Genomic DNA, 25,745 nt, shown 5'->3' on the forward strand with positions numbered 1-25,745 from the left:
GAAAAACCCCGCGCTGCGCGCTGCAGACGCGGGGTTTTTTACGCGGGCGCGACGCTTACTTCACGGCCTTGACCATGTAGTCGACGGCGGCCTTCACGTCGGCGTCCGACGCGGTCGAGCCGCCCTTCGGCGGCATCGCGCCCTTGCCGTGCAGCGCGTAGTTGTAGACGGTGTCCATCGAATCCTTGAGGCGCGGCGCCCAGTCGTCCTTGTTGCCGAACTTCGGCGCGTTCAGCAGGCCGCTCGCGTGGCAGGACTGGCAGGTCGATTCGTAGAGCGCCTTGCCGGCCGACGCGTCGGCGCTGGCGAGAGCCGGGGCGGCGCCCGGCTTGGGGAGCGCGGCGATCGCGGCCATCGCCGCGGCGGCCTGGACATTGGCGGCGCCGGCGGCGTCCGGTACGCCCGAGGCGCCGGCGGGGGCGGCCGCGCCCGAGGCGGCCGCCGGGGCGGCGTTGGCGGACGGTTCGGCGGGATCGGCGAACTTCGCGCCGTCGTTGTTGGCCATGTAGACGACCGCGCGGGCGATCTCGAAGTCGCTGTAGTCGTCGGGGCTCGTGCCGCCGCGCGGCGGCATCGCGCCCTTGCCGGTCAGCGCGACGTGCAGCAGCGTGTCGTAGCCCTGCGCGATGCGCGGGGCCCAGTCGCCGGCGTTGCCGAACTTCGGCGCGCCGGCCGCGCCGGTGCCGTGACAGGTCACGCAGACCGCCTTGTAGACTTCCTCGCCGGTCTTGTAGACGCGCGGCGCGTTGGCGTCCTTGATGTCGACCTGCGCGATCGGCGCGATGCGCTGCGCGACGGCCTCGTCGGTGAGCCCGTCGGTGCCCGCGCCGATGCGGAACGCGTGGTTGGCGTAGTTGGCGAGCAGGACGATGATCGCGATCGGGATCGCGAATGAGGCGACGACAACCGCGATGAGTTGCCCAGTGGTTTTGATCGGTGCTTCGTGGGGTGCTTCGCTCATGCTTGCCTCGTCTCCGTGAATAGGAATTGTGAGCGGGTGCGGCAATGGCAGAATGGCTGATCGATGAAGCACGGACGATTATAGACGGAACGTTTACATGGTGGGGAGCGATCGAATGGCGTGTGTTTACCCGCACGGAGGCAGGCCGGGCGGGGCGCCGCGGCCGATGGTGGACGCTTGGGTGGAAACCGGGTATCCTTGCCGTCTTGCCAGTGCCGCGGTTTTTTAGGGCCGTAGCGCTGCGTCTCCGAAGCGCCCGTAGCTCAATGGATAGAGTACTGCCCTCCGAAGGCAGGGGTTGCTGGTTCGATCCCAGCCGGGCGCGCCAAGTCTGACAAGGCTTCCAGCGGTTTCGCTATTTCCTCGTTTTTCCCTGCTGCAGCGCAATTTCAGCTGGCCGGCTGCGAGCATCGGCGGTTTCGATGTCGCGGCACAGCCCGATGACCTGACCTGTGCGGGCTGCGTCTCCCATTTGCGCGCTATTGCTGGTGTTTGGGCGGCCGACGGAACCGCGCCAGCAAGCTGATCAAGGGAAGCGACAGCAAAAACGCGATTGCAAAGCTGACGAGCAACAGGGCGCCAACGAAAATGTCTTCGTTCTGTTCGCCGCCCACAGATCCCAGTGCGCGAAACAGCGGCGCCATGACGTTCCAACCTTCTCCGCCGTTGCCGAACCAATGTTCCATCCACGGGAGGGACGTGATGGCAGCTTGAACTGGCAGCGTGAGCAGCAGCGCAAGCACGATGCGACCGATCAGTTTCATCGAACCGTCACCTTTCCATATGCTTTGAGTGTCGTGCCCGGTACCTGGAATGCAGGTTGAGCTTTCAGGAATGCCCGCAGCCGGTCGAACTGGGCTCGGCTCGATAGTGTGATACAGCCGTCACTTTCGCCAAGGCGGCCGACCGGATGCAGCCGGAAATGGCCGCGGCGGATGCCGTTGATGGTCGTCCAGTCGTCGATTTTCCCGTCGTTGCGATAGAGCGCAAACCAGTCCGCCCGATGCGTGTGGAGTGAGAGGTCCTTCGCCGCGTCGTACAGCCAACCGAGATGGCCGCCGCTTTGCCGGTCGACGATATAGTAGGTGCCGGTTGGGAGAGGGCCTTTGTCCTGAACGGCCGTCGAGTTCGGGTCGTTGACGTATCGGCCGTTTCCAGAGAACGCGGGGACACCGCCGAAGCCGGGGCAATTCAGCACCGACAGATTGTGCCTGTTCAGGGTGAACGTGCATTCCACTGGCATATGTGGATCCTCGGAACGTGGCTCTCAGGTGGTTTTCGTTGTGCCGGATCGATGGACTCGATCCTTGGCGCAGCGATAGTGTTACACAATGGCCATCTCGAAATAGGCGTTCGCATGAGGATGCAGGCTCGACCGCATGTGTGGCCAGTACGCTGAGGTTTCAATTCGGTTTCACCCGGAGAGCTTGAAATTCGCGATTCGCGATTCGCATAAAGCATTGATTCTCAAGAAAGCGCGCCGCTAATCCGCAACCCCGAAGGCAGGGGGCGATCCCAGCCGGGCGCGCCAATTGCCACGAGGCTTCCCTCGTTTCATCCCCCCTCCCGATGTACCTGAACTGCACCTACGTCGCGCGTCAGCGGGCTCACCCATTGCGTCAAATGCTCCGCCGACAGGTGCGCATAGCGCTGCACCATCTCCATCGTTTCCCAGCCGCCCAGCTCCTTGAGCACCTGCAACGGCGTGCCGCGCTGAACGTGCCAGCTCGCCCAGGTATGGCGCAGGTCGTGCCAGCGGAAGTCCTCGATGCCCGCGCGCGCCAGCGCCTTCTTCCACGCCGCGGTCGAGGTCTGCCGCACCGGCCGGCCGCGATACACGAACACGCTGTCCCGATACGCCGGATGCCGCTGCGCCGCCAACTGCCGGCGCAGCACCGCGAGCGCCGTCTCGGACAAGGGCACCGCGATCGCCTTGCGCGCCTTCGCCTGGTCCGGATGGATCCACGCGATGCGCCGCGCAAGATCAACCTGCGACCACTGCAGGCCCGTCACGTTGGCGCGCCGCAAGCCGGTTTCCAGGCTGAAGCGCGCCATCTGAGCGAGATGCGTCGGCAGCGCGGTCAGCAGCGTGTCGGCCTGCGCCGGCGTGAGCCAGCGGATGCGCCGGCCGGTCGTGCGGCCGCGCGGCGTGACGGGCGCGCGATCGAGCCATTCCCATGCCACCGCCGCGTTCAACACCGCCTTCAGCACGCCCGTCACGCGCCGCACCGTCGCCGCGCTGACCCGCCCGCCCGTCGGCTTCGGGCCCGCGCGCGTGAGCACGACGCGCGGTTCGTCGCGCTTCGCCCGGGCGATCGCGTCGATCGTCGCGCGGTCGATGGCCGCGAGCGGCACGCCCGCCAGGTGACGATCGAGCCAGCGCAGGTGCGTCTTGGTCGTCTCCAGGCTCGCGATGCCCTCGCGCTCGCTCACGTAACGCACGACCGCGTCGTTCCACAGATGCCGCGGCCGCCTTCCGAGCTTCGCCACATCCCACAGCTCGGCCTTCAGGCGGTCGTGGAACTCCTGCGCGCGGACTTTGTCGCGGGTGCCAGTGCTGCCTTGTAGCGGCTTTCCGCCGCCAGGCGGGTACAGCTTGTAATACCAGTTCGGACTGCCGGTTCGTTGATAGAGCGACATGCGGTTTCATCCAGGCCAGGGTGAGCGGGGGGCGGGCGGTCCGGCGTCCATTCGCCGGCGAGATAGCGCTGCAGCGCGAGCAGCGAGAAGATCCAGCGCTTGCCGACCTTGCGGCCGGGCAGCGCGCCCGCCTTCGCCTTGAGGCGCACGGTTTCAGGATGGGCGCCGAGCAGCGCGGCCGCGGCGATCAGATCGAGCGTCTGGATAACTGGGTTCATCGGCGGCCTCCTCGTCGACCGGACGGCACGCCCACACGCAGCGCAACGCGTGGACTCGTGGCCTGCCCGTCGCGCGTGCGCAACGCATTGATGGATAAGGGATGGCGGGCGGTATGTCGCCACGCGTCCGACACATGGCGCGGCCCGGACTCGTGGCGCGCCGCGCGGCCGCGCTCGCCGACTCCTGGCGAAACGGCCGCAACCCGTGGCGTCGCGTCCGGCGCGCGGCCGGTTGCGGCACGCTGTCTTTTTTCTTTCTCTTTCAATAACTTGAAGAGAAGAGAAAGAAAGAAGGAACGGTGGCCCCAGGCCGCGCCATTGCTGGCGTTGCACATCCCACTGATGGCGATATGACCGCTTTTCATGGCGCGGTTTTCCTCGCGAATCAAGCACTTGCGATACGCGCCGGCCGAATGCCGTGATTCCGGCGCGCTGTGTGCCGTCTCCCGCGCGGGCGTGGTCCGCAGGCGGCTCATCGCAGATCCTCCCGCACGGCGACGTGCAGGCCGAAGCCCGCGAGCCGCGCGAGCGACACCGGCGTCAGGTACGGCACGCGGCGCAGGCAGATGCGGCGCTCGACCTCCTTCTCGCCGACCACCACGCCCGCGTGGTGCAGCTGCTTCTTGAAGACCCGGTCCGACTTCACCGGCAGGCTGTTCCACTTGTCGCGCAGCGCGCTCGTGTGCGCGATGTGGTCCATCACGTGGCCGGTGCGCAGCAGCAGGCAAAGCTCGCCGTCGATCGTGTCGAACGTATGCGGGTGCTTGAAGTTGCCGCTGTCGATCTCCGACAGCACGGTCTCCATGATCCATACCCACGGCTCGCGGTCGGCGCTCGTCTCGGCGATGTGGCTGTTCATCTCGGCGAGCAGGTCGCGTTCGAAGTCGCCCTCGTCCGGGTCCATGCCGGCGAACTCGCACAGGTAGCGCCACGCGAGCGCGACCGCGGCGTAGTTGCCGGCCATCCGCAGCGCGCCGTCGTCCGCGCCGCTCGCGCGGCTGCCCGCGAGGCAGCGCTCGCGCAGCGCGCGGTACTGTTCGAGGACGTTGCGCGGCGCGAGGCTCGCGAGGAACGCGAGCCATTCGCGCACCGGGAAGCGCGGCAGCTCGTCGGGCAGGAGCGGGCCGCGCTTGCCCGTCAGCGTGGTGCGCACCAGCTTGCCGAGCAGGCTGCGCACCGGCACGTCCTCGCCGGCGAGCATCACCGGCGCGCACAGCAGGTATTCCGTCATGTCCGCGCCGCGTCGCGTGATCGTGTACTGATAGTTCTCCTGCAGCAGCCCGACCGCCTTGTCGATCACGTCCTGGCGGCGCGCCGACAGTTCCTCCCAGCCGACCGGATGGCTCGTGTGGCTGACGCTCGTGAGCAGCCGGAATTCGGTCTGCAGCGATTGCCCCGAGAACATCGTGAACGCGAGCGTGCGTTCGAGGCGCTTGATCAGCGTCGACTTGCCCGCGCCCTTGTCGGCCTGCACGGTCAGGTGCGGCCAGAAGCCGAGCAGCGCCTTCAGGTGGCCGCCGAGCCCCCACACGAGCGGCAGCGCCGCCGCGTTCTGCCGGAAGGTCTGCTGATACGCGGCGATCACGCGGCGCGCGTCGCCGCGCGGCCCCGACGGGAAGCTCAGGTTGTGATACGGACACTGCTTGTCCGCTTCGGTGAAGTAGCAGTCGGGGCCTTCGTTCACGATCAGCCGGCCGTCGCGCCAGGCGAGGCCGACGAAGTTCACCGCGTGGCGCGCGCCGAGATCCGCGCCGCGCTCCAGGATGTTCACCATGCGCAGGAACGGCGCGCGCGCCCAGATCGGCCCGAACTTCGACCACTGGTCGGTGTTGTGCAACTGGTCGTCGAGCATCACGCGGCGGATCAGCGTCGCGCCGTGGCGCGGCGCCTGGACCGACACCGCGAAATAGACGGTCGGCGCCTGGTCGGCGTCGCCCGTCATCGTCGAGGTGGCGCTCGCGACCGCGACGCGGCTGATCGACGCGATCCGGAAGCCGCACAGGTCGACCAGCACGGGCGTCTCGATGCCGGTCTCGTCGTTGCGTTCGAGCTTCGCGATATGGCTCGTGAAGTCGGGCCGCGTGCGGAAGCGCCAGTACTGCGCGAAGTCGTGCGGCGGCAGGAAGATGCGCGGCCGCCCGCGCCGGCTGTCGTCGCCGGGCAGGCCCGCGATCAGCCACGGCTCGTAGTGTTCGAGCGCGCGGCGCAGCGCGGCGACGCCGCGCTGCCGCAGGTAGTCGTTGACGTCGTTGAGCGGTGCGGCGTCGGGCTCGCCGTCGGCGAGATCGGCGCGCCACTCGCGCTGGTCGACCAGCACCGCGCTCACGTTCAGGCCCGTCAGCCGTTCGTACAGGGCCCAGGCGGCCTCGGGCCCGGGGCGCTGGCCGGCGCGCGGGTGGCCGTCGGGAAACGGTTCGTCGTTGTCGAGGCAGATCACGGCCTGCTTGCCGCGCAGGAACGAGAAGTCGATCCGCGCGACGTTCGCCAGGCCGCGCAGCGCGTAGGCGGCCGCGCCCGGCAGCGCGCAGCTGTCGACCGACAGCGCGTTGATCGCGCTCTCGACGAGCACCACGCGCTGCGCTTGCGCCAGCCGGCGCGGATCGGCGGTCCAGCCGTAGCCGGCCTTGTCGCCGTGGGTCTGGGTCTTCACGTCGCCGTTGAGCGCGGGGTCGAGATAGCGCACGTCGACCGCGACGATCTCGTGCCCGGCCGGCGCGCGCACGATGAACGCGGCGGCGGGCCCGCCGTGGCCGACGTTGCCCGGCGGCGTCTTCATGCTGGCCCAGTCGTTGAAGCCGACGGTGCGCGCGTGCAGCGCGGCGTCGAGCGCGTCGGCCGCGATGCCGCGCCCGGCGAGATAGTCGCGGGCCTGCTCGCGGGCCGCGATGCAGCGCTCGGCGATGTAGTCGACCGTGGTCTTGTCGCGCCGCGCGACGCCGGTCGCCGGCGGGCCGGACGGGATCCCGTAGGCGTCGTGCAGATAGCGCAGCGCGTCGGCGACGGTGCCGCCGCGCGCGTACATCACGAGGTCGATGCACGAGCCGCCGACGTCCGCGCTGTGGTCGCGCCAGCCGGTGCCGTGCTTGGGGTGGTGCTGGAAGATCGACAGCGACGGCTGCCGGTCCTCGTGCGCGGGCGAGTGGTACAGCGCGCGCTCGCCGCCGCGGCCGCGCTTGAGGCCGAGGCGGCCGGCGAGGTCGTGCAGGTCGATGCGCTGTTTCAGTTCGTCGATCGAAGCCATGATTGCGGACGCGGTTCTACAGGGATCGGGAAAGCGGCGGCGGCGAGCCGTGCGGGCCGGTGGTCACGCACCATGCGCGCCTCGCGTCGGCAGCGCCCAGGCGAGCAGGGCCAGCAGCAGGATCAGCGTCGCGCATGCGGCGCCGAACGCGGCGAGCCGAGCGGGCGGCTGGCCGGCGCGCCGCACGAGGCGCGCGACGGCGTCGGTGAGGCCCGCGAGCGTGAAGGCGAGCAGCGCGAGCAGGCCGAGGTTGAACAGGGTGTTTTTCATCGAGGTCTCCTGGCGGCGGCGCACGGTGGGGCCTGCCCACGCGACGCCGGGCAAAACGAGTCCCTCGCGCCGCGCAGGCACGATGCGAGGAAACGGGGAACGCGCTGGGGTTTAGCCGGGCAGGTCCAGCTGCTGTTCGAGCCGCTCGCGCACGTGCGGCGACAGCGGCAGGTTCAGCGACAGGTCGGGCGTCGCCGACGGCGACAGCGTGCGGGCGAACTCCATGTTCACCACATAGGTGTGGCCGCACTCGGGATTCGAGCAGGCGAAGGTCACTTCACGGAACGTGAGGGACATGTCGCGGCTGCTGCGCGCGGTGGCGCGCGCGCGGCAATGCGGGCAGCGGTTCAGGATGCGCATGGAATCGGGCTCCGGAGCGGGAACGGGCGCGCGAGGCGGGCGGGAACGGACGGGGCGCGCATCGGCGTCAGTCCTGGGGCGCGTCGGCGCCCGATGCAGCGGCGCCCGACACGTCGGCCTCCGGCGCAGCGCTTTTCTCGACGTAGCGGTCGAGGCCTTCGAGGTAGACGAGCCGCGCGATGCTCGACATCGAACGGCGCTGCCGCTCGGACAGTTGTGCGAGCGTATGCTGCTCATGCGGCATCAGCCGCATGTACACCGGCTTGCTCGACAGCACGCCGCGCGGGGAGCGGGACATGGGGATTCGTTTGGTGGACATGACGGATATACTTCCTGTCGTTAACCTTGCACAAGTTCATAATACACACCATTCGGTGTGCTTTCAACATCCAAACAAACCAAATGGAAAGTATCGGTGAGCGCCTGCGCGCGGAGCGCAAGCGCATCGCGCTGTCGTTGCGCGCGTTCGGCGAACGCGGCGGCGTCACGGAAAAGACCCAGGTGCTGTACGAGAAGGGTGAGCGGGCGCCGGACGCCCATTACCTGGTCGGCATCGGGGCGGCCGGCGTCGACCTGCTGTTCGTGCTGACGGGCGTACGCGCGGCGAGCGCGCTGGACGCGGACGAAGCCGCGCTGCTGGCGGGCTATCGCGGGCTGGACGAGCAGGGCCGCGCGGGGGTGCGGGCACTGATCGGCGGTTTGCGTGCGCCGGCGGCGATGACGTTCAAGGGTGACGTCGGCCAGCAGATCCAGGGCGACGCGACGTTCCACGGCAATGTCGAACTCAATCTCGGAGGTGGACGCGCGAAGAAACGGAAGTAGCCCTTCCCCCGCCCCAGGCCAGGGCGGTATCGAGCTGATTTGTGACAAACGGTACGGAAAATGAAAACAAAGTACGAGTTTGAACGCGAAGTGGGACAGGTTGCCGGGGGCAACATCAAGTCCAACACGGTGCAGGCGCATGTCGACCTGCATATCCACCACGGGGTCGACCCTACGCCCGTCAGCGATCGCCAGCGCAACGCGATCGCGCGCAAGGCGTTCGAGATCGAGTCGAAGACGGGCACCGACAAGCTGATGGTGTACCGCCGCCTGATGAGCGTATTCAATTTCGAGAGCGTGGAGACCTTGCCGCGCGAGAAGTACGCGCGCGTGATGTCGTATCTCGACGGTTGGCTGCGCAACGGCATGGCGGGGCAGGCCTCCGCCGCCCGTCAGCCGCAGCGGCCGGCGAGCCACGGGCTCGACGCGCCGCGCTATCGCCAGGCACCTGCGCCGGCGCCGGCGCCGGCCGCGATGGTCGCCGAACTGCGGCAGCCGATGTTCATTCAGTCGTCGGTGCTCAATCCCGGCGCGAAGAAGCTGCCGTGGCGCGCCGTGCTGGCGGGCGCACTCGCGCTGTCCGGTCTGGTGGCCGGCGCGTACGCGATGGGCGGCCGCCTGGTGGCGCCGGAGCCCGTCGCGATGCCGACGGTGCCGCGCGTGCTGCAATGCGAGTACGGCGGCGCCCGCTATACGGTCGGCAGCATCGTGATGCAGGCGGGCACGCGTCAGCAGTGCGTCGCGGCGGGCGAACACGCCGCTTGGGAGCAGGTGCCGGGCCACCGGCGCTGACGCGATCCGGCGCGACGGACCGTCGCCGTACCGGGCGGCCCAGCCGAGCGCGCGTGGTAGCGCACCCGGCAAACGTTCTCTGTGATCACTTGCCTTTCGGCTTGCCGCCCGAGCCGTTTTTCTGTTTCGGCGGATCACCCTTGACCTCCAGTTCGAGCGTCGTCGTGAAGCCGCCCGCGTCGATCTTGTGCGTCACCTTCTTCGCGAGCCAGACGGTCCCGTCGATCTCCGGCTTGAAGCCGCTCAGGTTCACCGGCATCTCCGGATAGAGATCCGGCCGGCCGAGCGCGAGCGCGTAATCCAGGGTCGCCTGGCTGCGGATCGTGCGCTGGTATTCCGCCTGCGCCGCCGCGCGCGCCGCGGCTTCGTCCGGGTAGGTTTCCGGCAGCACCTTGGTGTTCTTCGCGTCCTTGCCGCCGCCCACCTCCACCGACTTGCGCTTCGCGCTGCCGGTCGAGTGGTAGTACGCGCGCACTCCGCCGAACTCGTCGCGCTTCGCGAGGCTGTACTGGTGCCGGTCGCCGCTCGCGCGCGTGATCGCGAGCGCGGGCAGCGGCTTGCCGCTCGCGGTGCGGCCTTTGCCGATCGGCATGAACAGCAGATTGCCGCTCTTGACCGAGGCGACCGCGTCGTAGCGCTTCGCGATGCGCGTGATGAACGACATGTCGCTCTCGTGCGTCTGGTCGATGTGCGCGATCGCGATTTTCGCGAGATCCGCCGGGATCACGGGCTTCAGGTGATAGCGCGCAGCGATCGCCTGCACGATCGCGCCGAGCGTGGTGCGGTGCCAGCTCTTCTCGCGCCGTTCGCTCATCGCATCGGTCATCGAACCGGCGCGCGCGCGCACGGTGATCGTGTCCGGCGCGCCCCGGAAGCTCACCTCGTCAATGGTGAAGCGGCCCTTGTCCACGAGGCCGGGCTCGATCCAGCCGAGCTGGAGCGTCAGCTCCGCGCCGCAGGCGGGCAGGTCGAGCCGGCCGTCGCTGTCGTCGAGCACCAGCTCGAGCGTGTCGGCCTCGCCGCCGCGGCTCTCCACCAGCGACAGGCTCACGAGGCGCGGATCGAGCGCGCGCGTCAGGTCGCGGCCGTCGAGCGTGATGCGGTAGTCGGCTTGCGGCTGCTTCATGCGCGTCGGCCTTGCGGTTGCACCGTGTCCGGATCGCTCTCGTCCGCGTCCGCGTCGGACGGTTCGTCCGCGGCGATCGCGGGGCGCTCGTCGACGCGGCGCAGGACGATCGAGAAGGTGATCTTGCGCGGCACGCCGTCGCGCTGCAGGTAGGCCTGCGTCTCGTCGAGGCTTTCGATCAGGTAGGCGCCGTAGACGTGACCCGCGCCGTCCACGAGCACGTAGGCGTCGCCGCGCGCGGCCATCGCGCGCAGTTCGTCGAGCGAGTCGAGCGTGCCCGCCAGTTGCGGCGCGAGCACGCCGTTGAGCGTGACGGTGTCCTTGCCGGGGCCGGTGAACTGGCTGGCGTCGCGCACGCCCACGCGCGGCGCGGTGACGTGCTTCCAGTCCATCGAGCGGCGCAGGTCCTGGTAGGCGAGCGTCGGCAGACCGAACGCGAATTGACCGAGAGAGGCGAGCATGCTGGCGATCCTTGCGAGTGAGACGTGGGGTCAGGCGAGCGCGTCGGAGAAGCTCGACACGACGCGCGTGCGCTTCAGTTCCTCGCCGCGCGCGAGCTCGGCGCGCACCATCCGCAACAGTTCGTCGCCGGCCGGCCCGGAGTTGGCGGTCAGCGTGATGTTGTAGGTGTCGCCCGCGACGTTGACGGTCTTGCCCGGGGTCGGTACGCCGAGCGGTGCGCGCGTGTCGAACGCGAGCGGCGCGGCGGCCGGGGCAAAGGCGTCGGACTGGCCGAGACGCAGCGGCGCGACCGGTGCGAGGGGCGCGGGCAGCGGTGCGGCGGCCGGGGCCCACGCGCTCGCGCGCGGCCCCGCGCCTGCCGGCTGCGCCGCAGGCGGCAGCGGCGTCGCGGCCGGCAACGTCGGCAGTGTCGGCGCGGCGAGCGGGCCGGCGCTTGCGCGTCGTCCGCCGAAGCTGGCCGGATCGAACGGCGCGCCCGCCGCGGGCGCGGTCACGGGCGCCAGATGCGCGGAGGCGTCGGGCAGCCCCGGCGCGGCGAGCGGACCGGCGCTTGCGCTTCGACCGCCGAAGCGCGCCGGATCGAGCGGCGCGCCCGCGGCGGGCGCGGTCACGGGCGCCAGTTGTCCGGAGGCGTCGAACAATCCCGGCGCGGCGGGTTGATTCGCGAGCCGCGCGAGCGTGGACGGATTCTTGAGCGCGGCGCCGACGTCTCCGGGCAGCGGCTTGGTCTTGTCGTCGGCGTCGTCGCCGCCGATGCCGAACAGCTTGCCGACGTAGTGCGCCGCTTTCTTGATCCACTCCACGGCGCCGGCGAACACGCGCTGCACGACGTCCCAGTGCGTGATGATCAACGCCGCAACCGTCACCAGCAGCATCAGCGGATTGGCGAGGGCCACCCGCCCGACGAGCCCGATCGCGACCGCGACGCCGCGGAACAGGCCGATCAGCGGGCCGAACAGGCTGAGCCCGCCGAGCGCGCCGCGCAGCATCGCGATCGGACCGAGGATGCTGCCGACCATCATCAGGAGGCCACCGCCCGCGGCCATCACGCCGCCCAGCACGGCGGCGACGCGCATCAGGCTCGCGGTCAGCTCGGGGTTCGCGCGCATCCACTCGGTGATCTTGCCGACGATGTCCGACAGGAATTGCAGCGTGGCCTGCGCGTCGGGCGCGATCGCCGCGCCCGCGATGCTCAGCGCCTCGGTGCCGCGGTCCATCAGCGCTTCGCGCGCGTTGCCGAGCGTGTTGGTCTGCAGGTCTGCGCGCTGCTGCATGCCGGGGCCTGCCGCGAGCTTGTCGGCGTTCTCGCGGTACCCGGTCGGCCCGGCGTCGATCAGCGCCGACGCGGCCTTGCGGGTGGTGTCGTCGCGGCCGAACAGCTGCGCGAGCACGGCTTCGCGCTTCTCGTCCGACAGCGCCTTGAGCTTGCCGAGCTGCGCGGCCATCTTCTCGACGCCGCCGAAGCCCCCCTTGCCGTCGGTGAAGTCGAGCTTCATCGCGGGATCGAGCAGGCGGTTGGCCCGGCCGACCTTGTCGGTCCGGGTCACGGTCGACAGCATCTTCGCGTAGCCGGCGCCGGCCGCCTTGCCGTCGAGGTCGCCGGACTGCTTCGCGATCATCAGCAGCGGCGTCAGCGCCTGCGCGCCGCGCGAGCCCTCGAGGCCGAGCTTGCGCATGGCGGGCGCGAGCTTGTCGAAGCCGGCGGTCAGGTCCTTGTCGTCGAGGCCCGAGTGCAGCGCGCGCTGGGCCACGTCGCTGAGGGCGACGAGATCCTTCGCGCTGCTGTTGGTCGCCTGGCGCAGCGACGTCGCGAGCTTGGCCGCCTCGGCCGGCGTCTTGCCGATCGCGAGCGACAGCTTCGAGACGGCCGCGCCTACGCCGTCGAGCACCTCGGCGGGCTGGGTGCCTTCCTCGACGAGCGTGCTCATCATCTCGCGGAACGCGTTCGCGGAGCCGGGCAGCTTCGCGCCGAACTGCTCCGCGAGCAGGTTCATTTTTTCGAAGACGGGCGGCACCGTGCCGTCCGGTCGCATCAGGCTCGCTTTCAACTGGTTCTGCGAGGCCTCCGCGTTCATCGCGGCTTCGAGCGGCTTGCCGACGATCGTGCGGCCGACCGACGACAGCGCCTCGCCGGCACCCTTCATGTTTTCCGCGCGGTCTTTCAGATCGGCCGTGCGCTTGTCGCGCTTCTCGTCCGAGGCTTTTTGCCGCGTGCCGGTGTCCTGCTGCAAGGTGCCCGCGCGCGTGTCGAGGCGCCGCGACTGCGCGGCGAGGCCGCGGTTGGGAGCGATGCCCTGCCGGCCGAGCCGGGCGGCGACCGCATCGAGTTGGCGACGCGTCTCGCTCTGCCGGGCCTGGGCGGCGCTCGCGCTCGCGAGCGCCGCGGGGCGCTCGGCCACGATCTTCCAAAGCGGGGTGCCGCTTGCCGCGACGATCTCCTGATTGACCTGATCGACGCGCATGCGGGCCTCGATCTGCCGGTCGGTCGCGGTCTTGAGCCGCGCCGTCAGCTTGCGAAAGGACTCGATGTCCTGCTGCGCGCGCTTGACCGAGGCGAGTTCGGCCTTGGACGCCTTCAGCTTCTGCGTCTCGACGTCCCGGCCCGCGAGCATCGCCTGCAGGGATTGGGAGGCGCGCCCGAGGCGCGCCCTCAGCTCACTCGATTTCTGGTCGTTGCTCATGATTCGGATTGGTAACGTTCGCGGGCGCGCTCACGCCAGGCCATCAGCTCGGCGAGCGTGAAGTCGTACATCGCGCCGGGGGGCCAGTGGAACACCAGCGCGATGTCGGCCATCGGGTCTTCTACGCAGACGGGGATGCCATGGCCGCTTTCTGCGATCTCGACAGCAAAAAATCGCTGAAGGCCCCCGCCAGCGCGAGCAGGTCGGCCGGGTCGAGCTGGCCGACCTCGAATTCCGTCAGCGACGGCGAGGTGATGCGCGGCAGCACCTTTTGCAGCGCGCTGACGTCGAAGCGCGCCAGGTCGTGCAGCGAAGTGCCGCGCAGCTCGCCCGCGGTCGGCTTGCGCAGCGTGACGGCGGCGATGGTTTCGCCGTCACGCACGATCGGCGTGTCGAGCGGGATCGCGGAAGCCGCCGCTTCGGCGCGGACGGCTTCGTGTTGAGCGTGGTTCGTCATGATGGAGTCGTTCTCGCCGAAGGGGATCAGAGGCCGATCGCTTTGCGCAGCGACCCGAGCAGGTCGACGCCGTTGACGGTCTCGACCATGTTGATGAAGTCGAACTCGTGAATCACCTGGCCGTTGATCGTGAGCTTGTAGTAGCTTGCCTGCGTGGTGACCTTGAACGCGGTGTCTTCCTTCGACTTGGCCGTGCCGAGGTCGATCTCCGAATGGCGGCCGCGGATCACGATCTCGACCGCGTCCGGGCGCGCTGAATCCTCGCCCTGGTAGGCGCCGGCGAAGCGCAGCTGCACGCCATCGTGGGTCGTCACGCCCCATTGCGACAGCACGCCGCGCATCAGGCCGCCGCAGGTCCATTCGAGCTGGATCGCTTCCTGGCCCCAGTCGACCTTGATCGGGCCGGTCATGCCGCCCGCGATGTAGTCCTCCATCTTGCGCGACAGCTTCGGCAGCGTGATTTCCGCGACCTGGCCGACGTACGCGTTGCCGTCGTTGAACAGCATGTAATTCTTGAGTTTGCGAGGCATACCCATGTGAGTGCTCCAGTGAAAGTGAGGACGGCGGATCAGGCGGCGACGCGCGAGGCGAAATCGGCGAGGTAGCGATCGGTGATGCGCTGGCGCAGCGTCAGGTTCTCGATCGGCGGCACCGGCGTGTAGTCGTAGTCGATCGCGAGCTTGCCGGCCTTCAGCGCTTCCGGCGTGTTGACGCTCTCGTCGTACCAGGCCGAGCCGCCGATCAGGTAGCCGTTCGCGATCAGTTCGCGGAACTTCGCGTTGATGCTTTCGATGATGTCGCGCACGAGCGACGGATGCATCGGCTTGTCGACGTAGGCCATGTGCGCCTCGGCCATCGTGTCGGCCAGCACCTGCGCGGTGCGCGTGTAGTTCTCGAAGGCGAACAGCGGATCGTCGGAGCAGGTGCGCGAGCCCCAGAAGCGGAAGCCGTTCGCGCGGATCAGCGTCGTCACGTCGTGCTCGTTCAGGTAGCCCGCGTCGGTCGCCGGGTCCTGCAGATCCCAGAACACGTCGCGGCTCACGCCCGTCACGCCGTTGATGCCGACGTTCGACAGCGACTTGTGCCAGCCGGTGTCCTCGTCGATCTTCGCGCGCAGGCCGAGCGCGATCGCGGTCGCGTCGATGACCGTGCTGCTGTTGGTCGCGGTGTCCCAGCCGAGGAATTCCGGCCACACCACCATCAGCTCGCGCTGGCTGAACTGCTTGCGGTAGGCGGTGACGTCCTCCTTGGTCTTCGCGCCGGCGGCCGACACGTAGGCGAAGCCGCGCAGCTTTTGCGCGAGTTCGGCGAGCGCGGCCGCGACCGGCTGCGAATCGAGGCCCGGCGCGCCGAGGATGCGCGGCTTCACGCCAAGCTTCGCCTCGGCCGTCAGCAGCGCCTTGAGGCCCGTGTACTGGCCGTCCGGCGTGACCGTGCCGACCACGTTCGAGGTGGTTTCCTCCGGGGTCTTGCCTTGCGGCACGCGGACCACGATGCACAGCGGCTTGGCCTGCTTGCTGATCGCGTCGAGCGAGCGCGCCAGTGTGCCCTTCGTGCCGGCCTTGCCGATCGCCTGCAGCACGTTCGTCAGCAGCACCGGCGTGTTGAGCGGGAAGGCTTTTTCGTCGGCGTCCTCGGCCGTGAAGACGCCGCCGATCACGGCCGTCGAGACGGTGCGGATCGGACGGGTGCCGTCGTTGGCTTCGATGACGCGGACGCCGTGGTGGTAATCCTGGGGCATGTCGTTACTCCAAGGTGAGAAAATTCAGGAGCCCGAATCAGGGCGGTCTGGGGTTAAGCCGCGGGGGCGGCGGGTTGCGGATCCGTTCCGGCGGGCGCCGCGGGGGCGGCGTCGCGGGACGGGGCCGGGGAAGACGCCGCCGGATCCGGTGACGCGTTCTTCGGAGGCGCCGTGGGCCCGGCGGGCTGGGCCGGCGTCGCGGGCGTATCGTCCTTCGGCGGTGCGGCCGGGTCGGGCTGGGGCGCGGGATCCGGCTTCGGCTCGGGCGTCGGCGGGGTCGGCTTCGGCGGCGGCGGCACGTAGGGCGCCGGTTCGGCGGGCCAGGTCACGCCTTCCGGGAAGCCTTCCTTCTCGACCTCGCGCACCAGCGCCATCTGGTAGGTGGACCACGCCTTGAAGTAGTAGACGCCCTCGTCGTCGAGCAGGCCGGCGGCGAGCGCGTCGGCCTTGCCGGCGTTCTGCTTGCGCGCGCGCGTCATGCGCAGCTCGAACTCGGCCATCGCGGCATCGTGCTTTTCGCGGGCGATCTGCTCGGGCGCGACACTCCAGCCGCCGTCGTGCCAGCTGTAGCGCTCGCTCGGGCGCGGCTGATCGGTGAGACCCTGTTCGTCCGGCGTCTTGCCCGCGACCACCAGTTCGGTCGGCAGGCCGTCGCTCTGGCGATACAGCATGCGGCCGCGATAGTCGGGCAGCAGCGACCAGGCGCCGTCGCGGTAGAACGGCCAGGTGAACGGGGTGCGCGCGGGCGGCGCGTCGGTCGTGCTGAAGGCGGGGATCAGCCAGCGCGTGTCGTTGCGCGGATCGATGTCGGGCTGGCTGCTGCTCAGGTACTGGCCGGTGAGCGAGTCGTAGTGATGAATCAGCATGGTGAACTCGTGGAATGGTTAGTAAGCGCGGATCATCGCGAGCATCGCGATGTTGCGCGGGCGCGCTTCTTTGCCGCCGTCCGCGTTGACCGTGATGCCGTGGCTGTGGCGACCGCCGCCGCCGATCCCGATGGCGTGGTTGTGGGCGCCGCCGACGTCGGTCCAGAACTCGTGGTTGTGATCGCCCGCGGGCGACGTGTAGGCCCATGGGTTGTCGTAGTCGATGCCGCCGTGGGAGCCCAGCTGGGACCACGCGGCGACGCCCCACGGGGCGACGTTGACTTCCGAATACGGCGCGATGTGCTGGTGGTTGCCGTTGGCGCCCGTTACGCCGTGGTGGTTGTGCACGCCCTGTCCGTCGGCCCAGGCGTTGTGCACGTGATCGTCCGCCGTGCTCGACGAGGCGCCGTGCGCGTGCCAGATGTTCTGTGAGTCCTGATAGGTGCCGATGCGCCGCTGCGCGTCGATGTCGTCGCGGCCGTCGGCCCAGCAGCGGATGAATTCGCCGCGCAGCTCGGGGATGCGGAACGTGGTGGAGCCGTTACCGTCGGAGAAGCAGCCCCAGTTGCCGTTGGCCCAGTCCTTTTCGGCGACGAGCGCGCCGCTGGCCTGTGCGTAGGCCCACAGCGCGGGATAGTCGGCGCGATTGAGCGGCGCGCCGTTCGCTTTGACGAAGCCCGCGCGCGCGTTGGTGCGCGGCTCGAACACGATCTGGCCGATCGAGGCGGCGGCGATCTCCGACGACACCCACGCGGTGGTGGGCACCCGGTTCGACTTTTCGCCGGCGGGCGGGTGAAGGCTGAACGCCGGCTGGTCGAAGTACGTGCCTTCCGGGGCGAAGTGAACGGTGCCGATGCCGTTGCAGGTCACGCCGAAGTGGCCGTCGGCCATGTGATACAGGCCGGTGTCGGGCGCGCCGTCGTTGATGAAGGTCAGCGACGGCGCGCTCGCGCTGCCTTCCGACAGGAAGATGCGCTTGCCGGGCGCGAAATTGAGGTCGCCGAGCATCTGGCCGCCGAGGTTGCGATCGAGCGGCGTGAGATTGCCCAGGTGCCAGACCAGCTGGCCGTCGACGCGCAGCGTGTGGTCGGTGGCGAAGTACTGGAGCGAGGCGCCTTTGTCCGGCCACCACCAGCCGAAGCTGTCCGCGTTGCCGTAGAGGTAGCCGGTGTTCGTGCCGAGGAAGATGTGACCTTCATTGTTGCCCCGGTTGACATGCAGATCGCTGCCGACGATGGCATTGCCGCCGATGTAGGTGTCGGCGCCATGGCTGGCGATCTTGACCGTGCCCGTGTCGAGCGACCACGCGAAGGGCCGCAGGTCGTTGTAGCCCCCGAATGGATCGCCCTTGCTGGTGGACAGCAGGTAGACGTTCGAATCGTCGTTGCGCAGGAACGCGCCGTAGCTGGCGCCGGCGGCGCGGAACTGCCCGCCGTTGCCACGGTCGCTCCCGCGGCTGATCACGCCGTTCTTGACCTGCAGATCCTTTTCGATCGTGGTCGTGCCGTTGATGAAGGTCGGGGAGCCGTCGAAGGCGATCTTGACCGCGCCGTCTTCGAGCGACCACGAGAACGGCCGGTAGCCGTTGAAGGCGCCGTAGGGATCGCCCTTGTTCGTGGACAGCAGATAGGCGTTGCTGTCGTCGATGCGCAGGAACGCACCGAAGTTGTTGCCGGCGGCGCGGAATTGACCCCCGTTGGCATGGTCGAGCCCCCGGCTGATCACGCCGTTGGCGAATGCGGCATTGCCGTTGACCTGCAGCAGGTTCTTGCCGTCGTCGTTCAGCGAGCCGATCAGCACGCGCCCGGCATTCGTGACCCGCATGCGCTCCGCGCCGGCCGTGATCAGCGAGGTCCAGCCCTTGCCGTTGCCGCCGAGGAAGGCCTGGCCATCGCCCGATGCGTAGTAGTACGCGGTGGCCTGGTCGCTGTTCACCACGGCCTTGGTCGTGCCGCGCCCCGCCTGCAGCGCACCCGAGGTGCCGATGTCGCCGGCCACCTGGAGCAGGTTCGCGCCGTCGTCGTTGACCGTGCCGAGCATCACGCGGCCGCCGTAGGGGGCGAGCGAGATCGGCTTCTTCACCGTGTTGTCCACGTTGAAGGCCTCGATGGTCAGGCCGTCGTAATTGTTCGTGTTGAACGCGGCGATCGCGTTGCCCGCCACGTTGATCACCCGCCGGAAACTTCCGCCGCCGTCGACCTGAAGCGCGCTGGCGTCGCCGTGGGGCAGCTTGCCGATCACCACGGTGCCCTGTCCGGTGAGACGCATCACGCGGCTTTGCTTGTTGTCGTGGTTGATGTCGTTCCCGGCGCTGTTGAGCCAGAAGTCGAGGTATTCGCGGCCCCAAAAGCCGTTGTCGAAGCCCGAGCGCACGGTGGCGACGAGGCGCGTCCCGGTGTCGGCCGTCCCGCCGCCGAACGTGCCGTAGAAGCGCAGGCGGCTTTCGCGTCCCAGCGCGCCCGACGGCGGGCGCAGGTGAAGGTGGGCGGTTTCCGGGCCCGCATCGAAGTCGATCGCGACCGGCCCCACGAAGGTCGCGCCCGTCTTCGCCGCGTAGCGCGAGGCCGCCGTCTTCGGCGTCAGCGCGCGCGTCGCGTCCTGGCCCGCGTTGACCTCGTCCTGCGTGGCCAGCTCGATCACGCCCGTGATCTCGGTCGTCGCGGGCGGATTGACGAACGACGCGTCGCCGATCGTGATCGCGCCCGCGTCGATCGACACGAACTGGATGTCGGCCGACAGCAGCAGGTCCGCCGACGGCGACTTCTCCATGATCGGCGCGTCCTGGGAATAGACGGCGAACAGCACGCCGTTCTCCAGGTACAACCCCATGCCGAACAGCACGTACTGGTCGGCGGTGGCGTCGTTGATGGTCAGGTGCAGCGTGTCCGGGCTGATGTTCCGGCCGCCGATCGTCCTGATGCGCTTCTTTTCCCCGGGCAGCGCCAGCAGGTCCTTCGACGGCGTGAACTTGACGGTGCTCAGCCCGATCTCGACGACCTGGTGCGCGGTGGTGCCGGTGTTGCCGCTCGCGACGAGCGCGGCGCGGCCGGCATCGGTGACGGTGAAGATTGCAGCCATGTATTAAGCCTCTGTCATGCGGATGCGGCGATAGGCGGCCATGCGTGCCACCGCGCCGAAACGTTGCGTGGTGTTGATCGCGAACCCCTGCGTGAACGAGTAGTGCGCGCGCACGGGCTTGGTCCGGTCGATTTCGGCCAGGATGTCGGCGACGTAGTCCGCGGTGGGCGGCTGACCGTCGCGGCTGCTGACGGTCATCACGATCGAGAACGTGCCGGGCTTGCCGGGCGGGTTGGTCTCGAACCATTCGCGCAGCACGATGTTGCCGCCGAAGGTCGCGACCACCTCGCGCACGGCCGCGGCCGTGCCGTTGCGGCGCGCGATCGGGATCGCGGCCTTCACGCGCGCGCGCTTGATCTGCTCGGGCCAGTAGTCTTTCCAGGCGTCGACGCCGAGCTGCCACGCGAGCCACGGCAGCAGCGCGGCCGGGATGCGGTCGGCGTTCATCAGGTCGCGGATCGGCGAGGGCAGGTCGCTGATCCGGCCGTTCACGGCCGCGATGCGCCGCTCGTGGCGCGATGCGTTCGGCGCGAGCAGGTCATCCATAGATGCCGCCGTGCCGGATCGCGGCGTCGACGCAGTACGCCGCCTGCGTCCGGTTGATCGCCACGTTCGCGGCCGGCTCGTCGAGCTGGACGCGCTCGACGCCTTCCACGTGCAGCGCGGCGTAGATGCCCGACAGCGTGATCTCGCGGCCGAGGCGATGGGCGTCGGAGACGTAGCGCGCGAGACGCGCGCGGGCCTCCGCGAGCACGACGCCGGAGTCCGGCCCCGGGAAGGTGTAGAGCGTCGCGCTGACCTTGTACGGCACGATCTGTGCGCTCTGCACGGTGACGCAGTCGGTCAGCGGCCGGACATTGTCGGCCTTCAGCGCGGCGGCGACCGCGTCGATCAGGCGCGCATCGGCCGTGCCGTCGCCGTCGCGCGACAGGATCGTGACGAGCACTTCGCACGGCGCGGGGCTCGTCGCCGAGGCGTCGAGCACGCGGCCGTCGGTGTTCAGCGCATGCGAGATGTACGCGCCTTCCGGGCCCGCGACCGAGTACCCCTGCGGCGCGAGCTGGGTGCGCTTGCGCAGGTCGACGTCGCTTTCCATCACGGCCGGGATGCCCTGTTCGGGAATCGCCGGCGACAGCACCAGGCGCTCGATGGCGAAGAAGGCCGCGAGCTGGTCGAGATCGCGGCCGGTCGCGTAGGCGAGCATCACCGCGCGCGCCGCGTCGTTGATGCGCTGGCGCAGCACGATCTCGCGATACGCGCTTTCCTGGAGCAGTACCAGCATCGGTTCGGATTCGAGCTCGAGCGTCGCGCGCACCTCGGCCTGCTGGCCCGCCGGATAGAGCGCGATCAGGCGCGCCTTGCGCGCCGCGAGCAGCGTGTCGTAGTCGAGCTGCTCGACCACGTCGGGGGCGGGCAGGCGGGACAGGTCGATCGGGGTCGCGCTCATACGGTGGGTCTCGCATCGAGTTGCACGCGCGTCGAGACCGGTTCGCCGGTCTCGGTTGTCACGCCTTCGATCTCCAGCGTCTGCGCGCCGGCGACCAGTTCGTCCGTCGACGCGTCGAGCTGCACGCGCGTGAGTTTCAGGCGCGGTTCCCAGCGCATCAGCGCAGCGGCGACCGCGGCGTACAGGCGCACGCGGGCCGCGCCGTTGTTGGGCGCGTCGATGAGATCGGGCAGCTCGGAGCCGAAATCGCGGCGCGCGATGCGCGTGCCGAGCGGCGTGGTCAGGATCTTGCCGATCGACTGGTAGAGATGGGGCAGGCCGCTCAACGCGCGTCCCGTGGTGGCGTTGAGGCCTTTCATCGGCGGGCCTCCACGTCGGCGCGGCGAGCCGGGCTCGGGGCGGGGGCGATCGAAGGCGAAGCGAGGCGTGCGTTCATGCTTCGATGGTGCCGGGCCGTCGCGGCGCGCGCACGCGACGGCGTGTGTGCCCGGCGCGAGTACAGCGCGCCGGCGGCGCTCAGTCGCGCGGCGCGAGGAACGCGGGCGGCGCCGGCAGATCGAGATCCGGCCAGCTCGGCTGGGCCGGCGCGTCGCGCAGCGCGGCGCGATACGCGAGCAGCACGGTGAATTGCTCGGCGCTCAGGGTCGTGCCGCGCGCGAGCAGCAGTTCGTCCTGGTGCCGGGCCACGACGCCGTCGGTGGTGCGCAGCGTCGCGTCGCGCGCACTGCGCAGGCGCCGGGCTGTCGACGTCGTCGTACAGGCCGGTGATGAAAAGCTGGGCGTCGTAGGACGCGAATTTCTGACCCATCATTGTCCCCAGGCGAAGTAGAAGGCCCACATAGGCGTGTTGGCCAGGCGGCACGACAGGCCCATGGCGGCGGTCGTGCGCGACGGCAGCGCCAGGACCCAGGCGGTCTCCTGCATATAACCGCTCACATCGCCTGGCGTGGCTACGATTCCGAAGCAGGCATTCGGAAATGCGATCGGAAAATTGACCGGGATGACGTTCTCGCTGATGCCGTCGATCACGGTTCCCTGCGTCGAGCCGGAATAGAAGCCCATCTGCAGGATCAGGCCGCTCGGCAGCTTCTGGTAACTGCCGCCGGCGGTGAGACCCGCGCCGAATGCACCCGTGTAGCGCAGCTGGGCGGTGCCCTGGCTGACGAGCCAGGTATTGCGCCCCGTCGACACGAGCCGCGCGCTGTCGCCTGACGCGAGCACCGGCGACAGCGCGGGCGCGCTGCCGATCACGTAGATCGTGTTGCCGCTCGCCGGCGCGAGCGTGACCGCGCCCGGCCCGCCGTTGACGAGATCGATCACGCTGCCGGGCGGGAGATCGGGCGTGTCGGCGGGCAGCGTGAGCGTGATCGCGCCCGCGGCGTTCGTCTGGATGAACTGGCCGACATGCTTGTCGGTCAGCGTCTGCGATGCGTTCAGCGACAGGTAGCCTGCGTGATTGCCCGCCGCGCGGCGCACGAATTCGGTGGTCGCGATGCGCGCGCCGCTATCCGTCAGGGGCGGCGTCGGCGCTTTTGGCGCTCCGGTCAGCGCGGGGGAATCGAGCGGCGCGACGGTGGCCCAGTCCGCTTCCTGCGAATACAGCGACGGCGCCGGGCCCTGCTCGATCTTGATCGCACGCACGGCGCAGCCGAATGCGGGCGCGAGCGGCCGCGCGTCGGCAGCCTTGATCGCGCGGACCTGCGTCGTGCCGGGCGGCGTGACCCCGCTCGCGCTGCGGTACTGCCAGCCGTTCGCGCCCGCGTCGAGCAGGCACTGCGCGACGTCGCCGATCGGCTGGCCCGCTGCGTCGAGCGCCTGCAGCCGCACGCGCACCGTGCCGCGCGTCATGCCGTAGGCGTACAGCTCGGCGGACAGCGCGAGGTTCACGCCCGCGTTGCACGGCAGCGGCGCGCCGAGGTCCTGCAGCAGATCGCCGCCCGTGATCGGCGCGAGGTTCACGAACTGCGGGCCGTCGCCCCAGTTGCCCGACGCCGCAGGCAGGTTCGCGCTGCTCCAGGCCGCGTTGCCGAGTTCCCCCGAGCCGTTCGGCAGCAGGTTCGGCCGGTTCACGCCGTTGAGCTTGCCCTGCGCCTGCACGCCGGCTGCGAGCGCCGCCGCGACGAAGCCGGTGTTCGCGGCCAGCGTCGACGCGTCGCCCCCGGGCGCGTCCGGCACGCGCACCGCGCCGCGGAAGGTCGGCGAATCGAGGTCGGCCTTGGTGGTCTGCAACGACTTCGATGCGTATTGCGGATGCGGGTCCGCGCTCGCGAAGTGCGCCTCCTGGGTGTCCTTCAGGTAGCGCGTGCGGTTCGCGAGCTGCCGGGCCTGCACGTTGTCGATGCCGTCCGGTCCGCCCTCGACGGGGTCGGACGTCTCCAGCTGATAGATGCCGGACTCCCACTTCCCGGTTTCGGTCAGGTTCGTCATGAATGGATCGTTCCTCGGTTGTATTGGCGATCGCGGCGGGCCGCCCCGTTGTGACGGATCGGGCTCGCGCGATAGTCGAGCAGCGCGAGATGCGAACGCTGCGGCGCGTAGCGTTCGAGCATCGCGCGCAGGTTGTCGGCCTGGTCGCGCGTGATCGCGCGCGTGAGCCGGATCAGGTATTCGGCCCAGGCGTCGGCGCGGCCATGCACGTAGTCGCCGTTGCGGCGCATCGCGCCGTCGCGGCGACGGATCAGCCGGCCCTCGATCAGCGCGACCTCGCCGAAGCCGAGCCGCCGGATCACCTCGCGCACCGCCCACGGCGTGCCGCGCTTGCGATGCAGCTCGATCGCGCCGCGAATCAGCGCGCGCCGCGCATCCTCCGATTCCGCCAGCTCCCAGCCGTCCACCGAGACCTCGGTGGCCAGGTAGGGCAGCAGCGGCACGGGGCAGCGCGCGGGATCCCAGTACGCGCGCAGCGGGACCGGCAGCGTGTCGACGCGGCCCAGCGCGTGGGCGACGCGGCGTTCGAGCGGCGTCGCGTTCGGCGGCAGCAGGTCAGTCATCGACGCCGCCGTCGAGAATCTCGATGCCTTCGCAATACGGCGCGGCCGTGGTGCTGGTCACGAGATCGACGGCCGGCTCGCTCAGGTCGGTGCGCGTGATGCCCGCCGCCTGGATCACGCCGATCAGCGCGGAGGTCGCCACCTTGGCGCCGATCCGGTGCATCGCGTCGACATGTGCGCGGACGTTGTCGCGCGCGCGCCGGACCAGCAGCTCCGCGCCGACCGGTGATTGCGTGAAGACGGTCGCGCGCACCCGATAGCGGACGATGTCGGCCGACGCGACCTGCACGGTGTCGTTCAGCGGCCGCTGATCCTCCGCGCTCAGTGCGCGCGCGACGGCGTCGAGCAGGGCCGGCGGCGCCGTGCCGTCGCCGTCGCGCGCGAGCAGCGTGACCAGCACGTCGCCGGGACGCGGACGCGAACTGCGCGCGTCCAGCAGGCGGCCGTCGACGGCGAGCGCGCGCGACACGTAGGCGGCCGCCGGGCCCGCGGTGCTGAAGCCCTGCGGCGCGAGTTGAATGCGGCGGCGCAGGTCGGCGTCGCTTTCGTATTGAGCGGGGATCTGGCCGGCGGGGTCGCCGGGCGCGACGACGAGCCGCTCGACGCCGAACAGCGCGGCGCGCTGTTCGAGGTCCGCGCCGGTCGCATAGGCGAGCATCACGGCGCGCAGCGCGTCGTTGACGCGTTGCCGCCAGACCAGCTCGCGATAGCAGTTCTCCTGCAGCAGGCGCGCGAGCGGCTCGGATTCAAGCGCGAGCGTGGCGGCGATGTCCGCGCGTTCCTCCGCGGGCCACAGCGCGATCAACGCGGCCTTGCGCGCGGCCAGGAGCGCTTCGAAATCCAGCATCTCGAGCGCGTCGGGACGCGGCAGGCTGGCGAGGTCGATCAGGGCGGACAGGCTCATGGGCGGCGCGGCGTCACAGCGGCGGGCTCGTGACCGCGTTCTCGCCCTGCGCGCGGTGCGTGTGGCCGGGGAGGCTCTTGCCTTGCGCGCGCACGTCGCCGCTGAATTCGGCGGCGCCGTCGATGCGCATCGTCGCGCCGCCGCCGCCGCCCTTGCCGGTCATGCCGGCCTGGAACTCGAAGGCGCCCTGCACGAGCAGCGAGCCGGTCACGGTGGTGGCGCCCGCGTCGATCGTCACGGTCTCGGCCTTGAGCGTCGCGGCCCGGGTCCGCACCTCGACCGAGCCGGGTGCGATCACGGTGAGCGTCGCGCCGGCCGGCAGCTCGGCGGTGAGTGCGTGCGCGGCATGGTTGTAGTCGATGCGCGCGCCGTCGGGATAGACGCGCGTGTGCGTGTCCGGGCTGTCGCCGGGCGCGCCGGCCGCATCCGAGAACACCCCGCGCAGCACGACGCCCTGCGCGGGGTCGCCGCTTTCCGACAGCAGCACCGCCTGCTCGCCGACGGTGGGCGGCAGCCATTCGCGCGTGGTGCCCGCGGCGGGCGTGAGCCAGCTCAGCCAGTCGGTCTGCAGCTCGCCGCTCTGGAAGCGGCACAGCGCGCGCGCGTGGTCGACCGCCATGATGCTGCCACGGCGGATCTGGTTGAGCATGAGGCGGGTCGATTCATTGCGGTCGTTCATGCGTGCATCG

At 69.7% G+C, this 25,745-nt stretch carries 28 protein-coding genes, 1 tRNA gene and 1 pseudogene; 3 read left to right on the plus strand and 27 right to left on the minus strand.

The features are described from left to right. Positions 1-55: 55 nt before the first annotated feature. The gene (locus Bsp3421_RS30445) at positions 56-961 is read right to left on the minus strand and encodes a c-type cytochrome (RefSeq protein ID WP_274000236.1); all 906 of its coding nucleotides are present in this window, start codon (positions 959-961) and stop codon (positions 56-58) included. Positions 962-1,213: 252 nt separating this feature from the next. Here Bsp3421_RS30445 and Bsp3421_RS30450 point away from each other — a divergent pair. Continuing rightward, a tRNA-Arg gene (locus Bsp3421_RS30450) sits at positions 1,214-1,289 on the plus strand. 151 nt (positions 1,290-1,440) lie between these two features. Here Bsp3421_RS30450 and Bsp3421_RS30455 read toward each other — a convergent pair. The 9 genes from Bsp3421_RS30455 to Bsp3421_RS30495 form a co-directional block, all read right to left on the minus strand. Next, on the minus strand, positions 1,441-1,725 hold the full coding sequence (locus Bsp3421_RS30455) for a hypothetical protein (RefSeq protein WP_274000237.1): 285 nt from the start codon (positions 1,723-1,725) through the stop codon (positions 1,441-1,443). Then, the gene (locus Bsp3421_RS30460) at positions 1,722-2,204 is read right to left on the minus strand and encodes a DUF2778 domain-containing protein (RefSeq protein WP_274000238.1); all 483 of its coding nucleotides are present in this window, start codon (positions 2,202-2,204) and stop codon (positions 1,722-1,724) included. The genes Bsp3421_RS30455 and Bsp3421_RS30460 overlap by 4 nt, the downstream gene beginning before the upstream one ends. Before the next feature lie 311 nt (positions 2,205-2,515). Continuing rightward, positions 2,516-3,556: a tyrosine-type recombinase/integrase gene (locus tag Bsp3421_RS30465; RefSeq protein WP_274004411.1), complete on the minus strand. Its 1,041-nt coding sequence runs from the start codon at positions 3,554-3,556 to the stop codon at positions 2,516-2,518. Next, positions 3,469-3,819: a helix-turn-helix domain-containing protein gene (locus tag Bsp3421_RS30470; RefSeq protein ID WP_274000241.1), complete on the minus strand. Its 351-nt coding sequence runs from the start codon at positions 3,817-3,819 to the stop codon at positions 3,469-3,471. Before Bsp3421_RS30470 ends, Bsp3421_RS30465 begins: the two co-directional genes overlap by 88 nt. Beyond that, positions 3,816-4,295: a hypothetical protein gene (locus tag Bsp3421_RS30475; protein WP_274000244.1), complete on the minus strand. Its 480-nt coding sequence runs from the start codon at positions 4,293-4,295 to the stop codon at positions 3,816-3,818. Before Bsp3421_RS30475 ends, Bsp3421_RS30470 begins: the two co-directional genes overlap by 4 nt. Continuing rightward, positions 4,292-7,060, minus strand: coding sequence for a toprim domain-containing protein (locus Bsp3421_RS30480; RefSeq protein ID WP_274000245.1), 2,769 nt, complete (start codon positions 7,058-7,060; stop codon positions 4,292-4,294). The genes Bsp3421_RS30475 and Bsp3421_RS30480 overlap by 4 nt, the downstream gene beginning before the upstream one ends. Before the next feature lie 63 nt (positions 7,061-7,123). Continuing rightward, a complete protein-coding gene (locus Bsp3421_RS30485; protein WP_252982053.1) occupies positions 7,124-7,330 on the minus strand; it encodes a hypothetical protein in 207 nt (68 codons plus the stop codon). Between the two features lie 111 nt (positions 7,331-7,441). Continuing rightward, a complete protein-coding gene (locus Bsp3421_RS30490; protein ID WP_252982054.1) occupies positions 7,442-7,690 on the minus strand; it encodes an ogr/Delta-like zinc finger family protein in 249 nt (82 codons plus the stop codon). Positions 7,691-7,757: 67 nt separating this feature from the next. After that, the gene (locus Bsp3421_RS30495) at positions 7,758-7,988 is read right to left on the minus strand and encodes a hypothetical protein (protein WP_443111549.1); all 231 of its coding nucleotides are present in this window, start codon (positions 7,986-7,988) and stop codon (positions 7,758-7,760) included. A 104-nt stretch (positions 7,989-8,092) separates the two neighbouring features. Between Bsp3421_RS30495 and Bsp3421_RS30500 the strand changes: the two genes are divergently transcribed. Both Bsp3421_RS30500 and Bsp3421_RS30505 read left to right on the plus strand, forming a co-directional pair. Further along, positions 8,093-8,512 (plus strand): helix-turn-helix domain-containing protein, encoded by a 420-nt coding sequence (locus Bsp3421_RS30500; RefSeq protein ID WP_274000249.1) that lies wholly within the window; start codon positions 8,093-8,095, stop codon positions 8,510-8,512. Between the two features lie 60 nt (positions 8,513-8,572). Further along, positions 8,573-9,304 carry an alpha/beta hydrolase gene (locus tag Bsp3421_RS30505; protein WP_274000252.1) on the plus strand — a complete coding sequence of 244 codons (732 nt, stop codon included), beginning with the start codon at positions 8,573-8,575 and terminating at the stop codon, positions 9,302-9,304. A gap of 85 nt (positions 9,305-9,389) precedes the next feature. Here Bsp3421_RS30505 and Bsp3421_RS30510 read toward each other — a convergent pair whose 3' ends face one another. The 17 genes and pseudogenes from Bsp3421_RS30510 to Bsp3421_RS30590 form a co-directional block, all read right to left on the minus strand. After that, positions 9,390-10,430, minus strand: a complete 1,041-nt coding sequence (locus Bsp3421_RS30510) for a phage late control D family protein (protein ID WP_274000255.1) — start codon at positions 10,428-10,430, stop codon at positions 9,390-9,392. Beyond that, complete coding sequence (locus Bsp3421_RS30515) at positions 10,427-10,891, minus strand: phage tail protein (RefSeq protein ID WP_274000256.1); 465 nt, start codon at positions 10,889-10,891, stop codon at positions 10,427-10,429. Before Bsp3421_RS30515 ends, Bsp3421_RS30510 begins: the two co-directional genes overlap by 4 nt. A gap of 30 nt (positions 10,892-10,921) precedes the next feature. Further along, entirely contained in the window at positions 10,922-13,573 is a 2,652-nt protein-coding gene (locus Bsp3421_RS30520) for a phage tail tape measure protein (protein WP_274000258.1), read from the minus strand. Continuing rightward, a complete protein-coding gene (locus Bsp3421_RS30525; protein WP_252982061.1) occupies positions 13,570-13,686 on the minus strand; it encodes a GpE family phage tail protein in 117 nt (38 codons plus the stop codon). The genes Bsp3421_RS30520 and Bsp3421_RS30525 overlap by 4 nt, the downstream gene beginning before the upstream one ends. An 8-nt stretch (positions 13,687-13,694) precedes the next feature. Continuing rightward, positions 13,695-14,030 carry a phage tail assembly protein gene (locus Bsp3421_RS30530; RefSeq protein ID WP_274000260.1) on the minus strand — a complete coding sequence of 112 codons (336 nt, stop codon included), beginning with the start codon at positions 14,028-14,030 and terminating at the stop codon, positions 13,695-13,697. A 26-nt stretch (positions 14,031-14,056) separates the two neighbouring features. Next, positions 14,057-14,566, minus strand: coding sequence for a phage major tail tube protein (locus tag Bsp3421_RS30535; protein ID WP_252982063.1), 510 nt, complete (start codon positions 14,564-14,566; stop codon positions 14,057-14,059). Between the two features lie 32 nt (positions 14,567-14,598). Then, positions 14,599-15,771, minus strand: a complete 1,173-nt coding sequence (locus Bsp3421_RS30540; protein ID WP_274000263.1) for a phage tail sheath protein — start codon at positions 15,769-15,771, stop codon at positions 14,599-14,601. A gap of 197 nt (positions 15,772-15,968) precedes the next feature. Next, positions 15,969-16,637, minus strand: a pseudogene (locus Bsp3421_RS30545) (tail fiber assembly protein); the annotation flags it as partial. 18 nt (positions 16,638-16,655) lie between these two features. Next, a complete protein-coding gene (locus Bsp3421_RS30550) occupies positions 16,656-19,715 on the minus strand; it encodes a phage tail fiber protein (protein WP_274000266.1) in 3,060 nt (1,019 codons plus the stop codon). A 3-nt stretch (positions 19,716-19,718) separates the two neighbouring features. Then, on the minus strand, positions 19,719-20,261 hold the full coding sequence (locus tag Bsp3421_RS30555) for a phage tail protein I (protein WP_274000268.1): 543 nt from the start codon (positions 20,259-20,261) through the stop codon (positions 19,719-19,721). Then, entirely contained in the window at positions 20,254-21,162 is a 909-nt protein-coding gene (locus Bsp3421_RS30560) for a baseplate assembly protein (RefSeq protein WP_274000269.1), read from the minus strand. Before Bsp3421_RS30560 ends, Bsp3421_RS30555 begins: the two co-directional genes overlap by 8 nt. Further along, entirely contained in the window at positions 21,159-21,521 is a 363-nt protein-coding gene (locus Bsp3421_RS30565; RefSeq protein ID WP_274000271.1) for a GPW/gp25 family protein, read from the minus strand. Before Bsp3421_RS30565 ends, Bsp3421_RS30560 begins: the two co-directional genes overlap by 4 nt. 157 nt (positions 21,522-21,678) lie before the next feature. Next, positions 21,679-21,849: a hypothetical protein gene (locus tag Bsp3421_RS30570; RefSeq protein WP_274000273.1), complete on the minus strand. Its 171-nt coding sequence runs from the start codon at positions 21,847-21,849 to the stop codon at positions 21,679-21,681. 120 nt (positions 21,850-21,969) lie between these two features. Next, the gene (locus Bsp3421_RS30575; RefSeq protein WP_274000275.1) at positions 21,970-23,589 is read right to left on the minus strand and encodes a gp53-like domain-containing protein; all 1,620 of its coding nucleotides are present in this window, start codon (positions 23,587-23,589) and stop codon (positions 21,970-21,972) included. Next, positions 23,586-24,152: a phage tail protein I gene (locus Bsp3421_RS30580; RefSeq protein WP_274000276.1), complete on the minus strand. Its 567-nt coding sequence runs from the start codon at positions 24,150-24,152 to the stop codon at positions 23,586-23,588. Before Bsp3421_RS30580 ends, Bsp3421_RS30575 begins: the two co-directional genes overlap by 4 nt. Continuing rightward, positions 24,145-25,056: a baseplate J/gp47 family protein gene (locus tag Bsp3421_RS30585; protein ID WP_274000277.1), complete on the minus strand. Its 912-nt coding sequence runs from the start codon at positions 25,054-25,056 to the stop codon at positions 24,145-24,147. Before Bsp3421_RS30585 ends, Bsp3421_RS30580 begins: the two co-directional genes overlap by 8 nt. A gap of 13 nt (positions 25,057-25,069) precedes the next feature. Next, a complete protein-coding gene (locus tag Bsp3421_RS30590) occupies positions 25,070-25,735 on the minus strand; it encodes a phage baseplate assembly protein V (protein ID WP_274000278.1) in 666 nt (221 codons plus the stop codon). Between the last annotated feature and the right edge of the window lie 10 nt (positions 25,736-25,745).

The sequence above is a fragment of the Burkholderia sp. FERM BP-3421 genome (genome assembly GCF_028657905.1).
Taxonomy (GTDB): Bacteria; Pseudomonadota; Gammaproteobacteria; order Burkholderiales; family Burkholderiaceae; genus Burkholderia.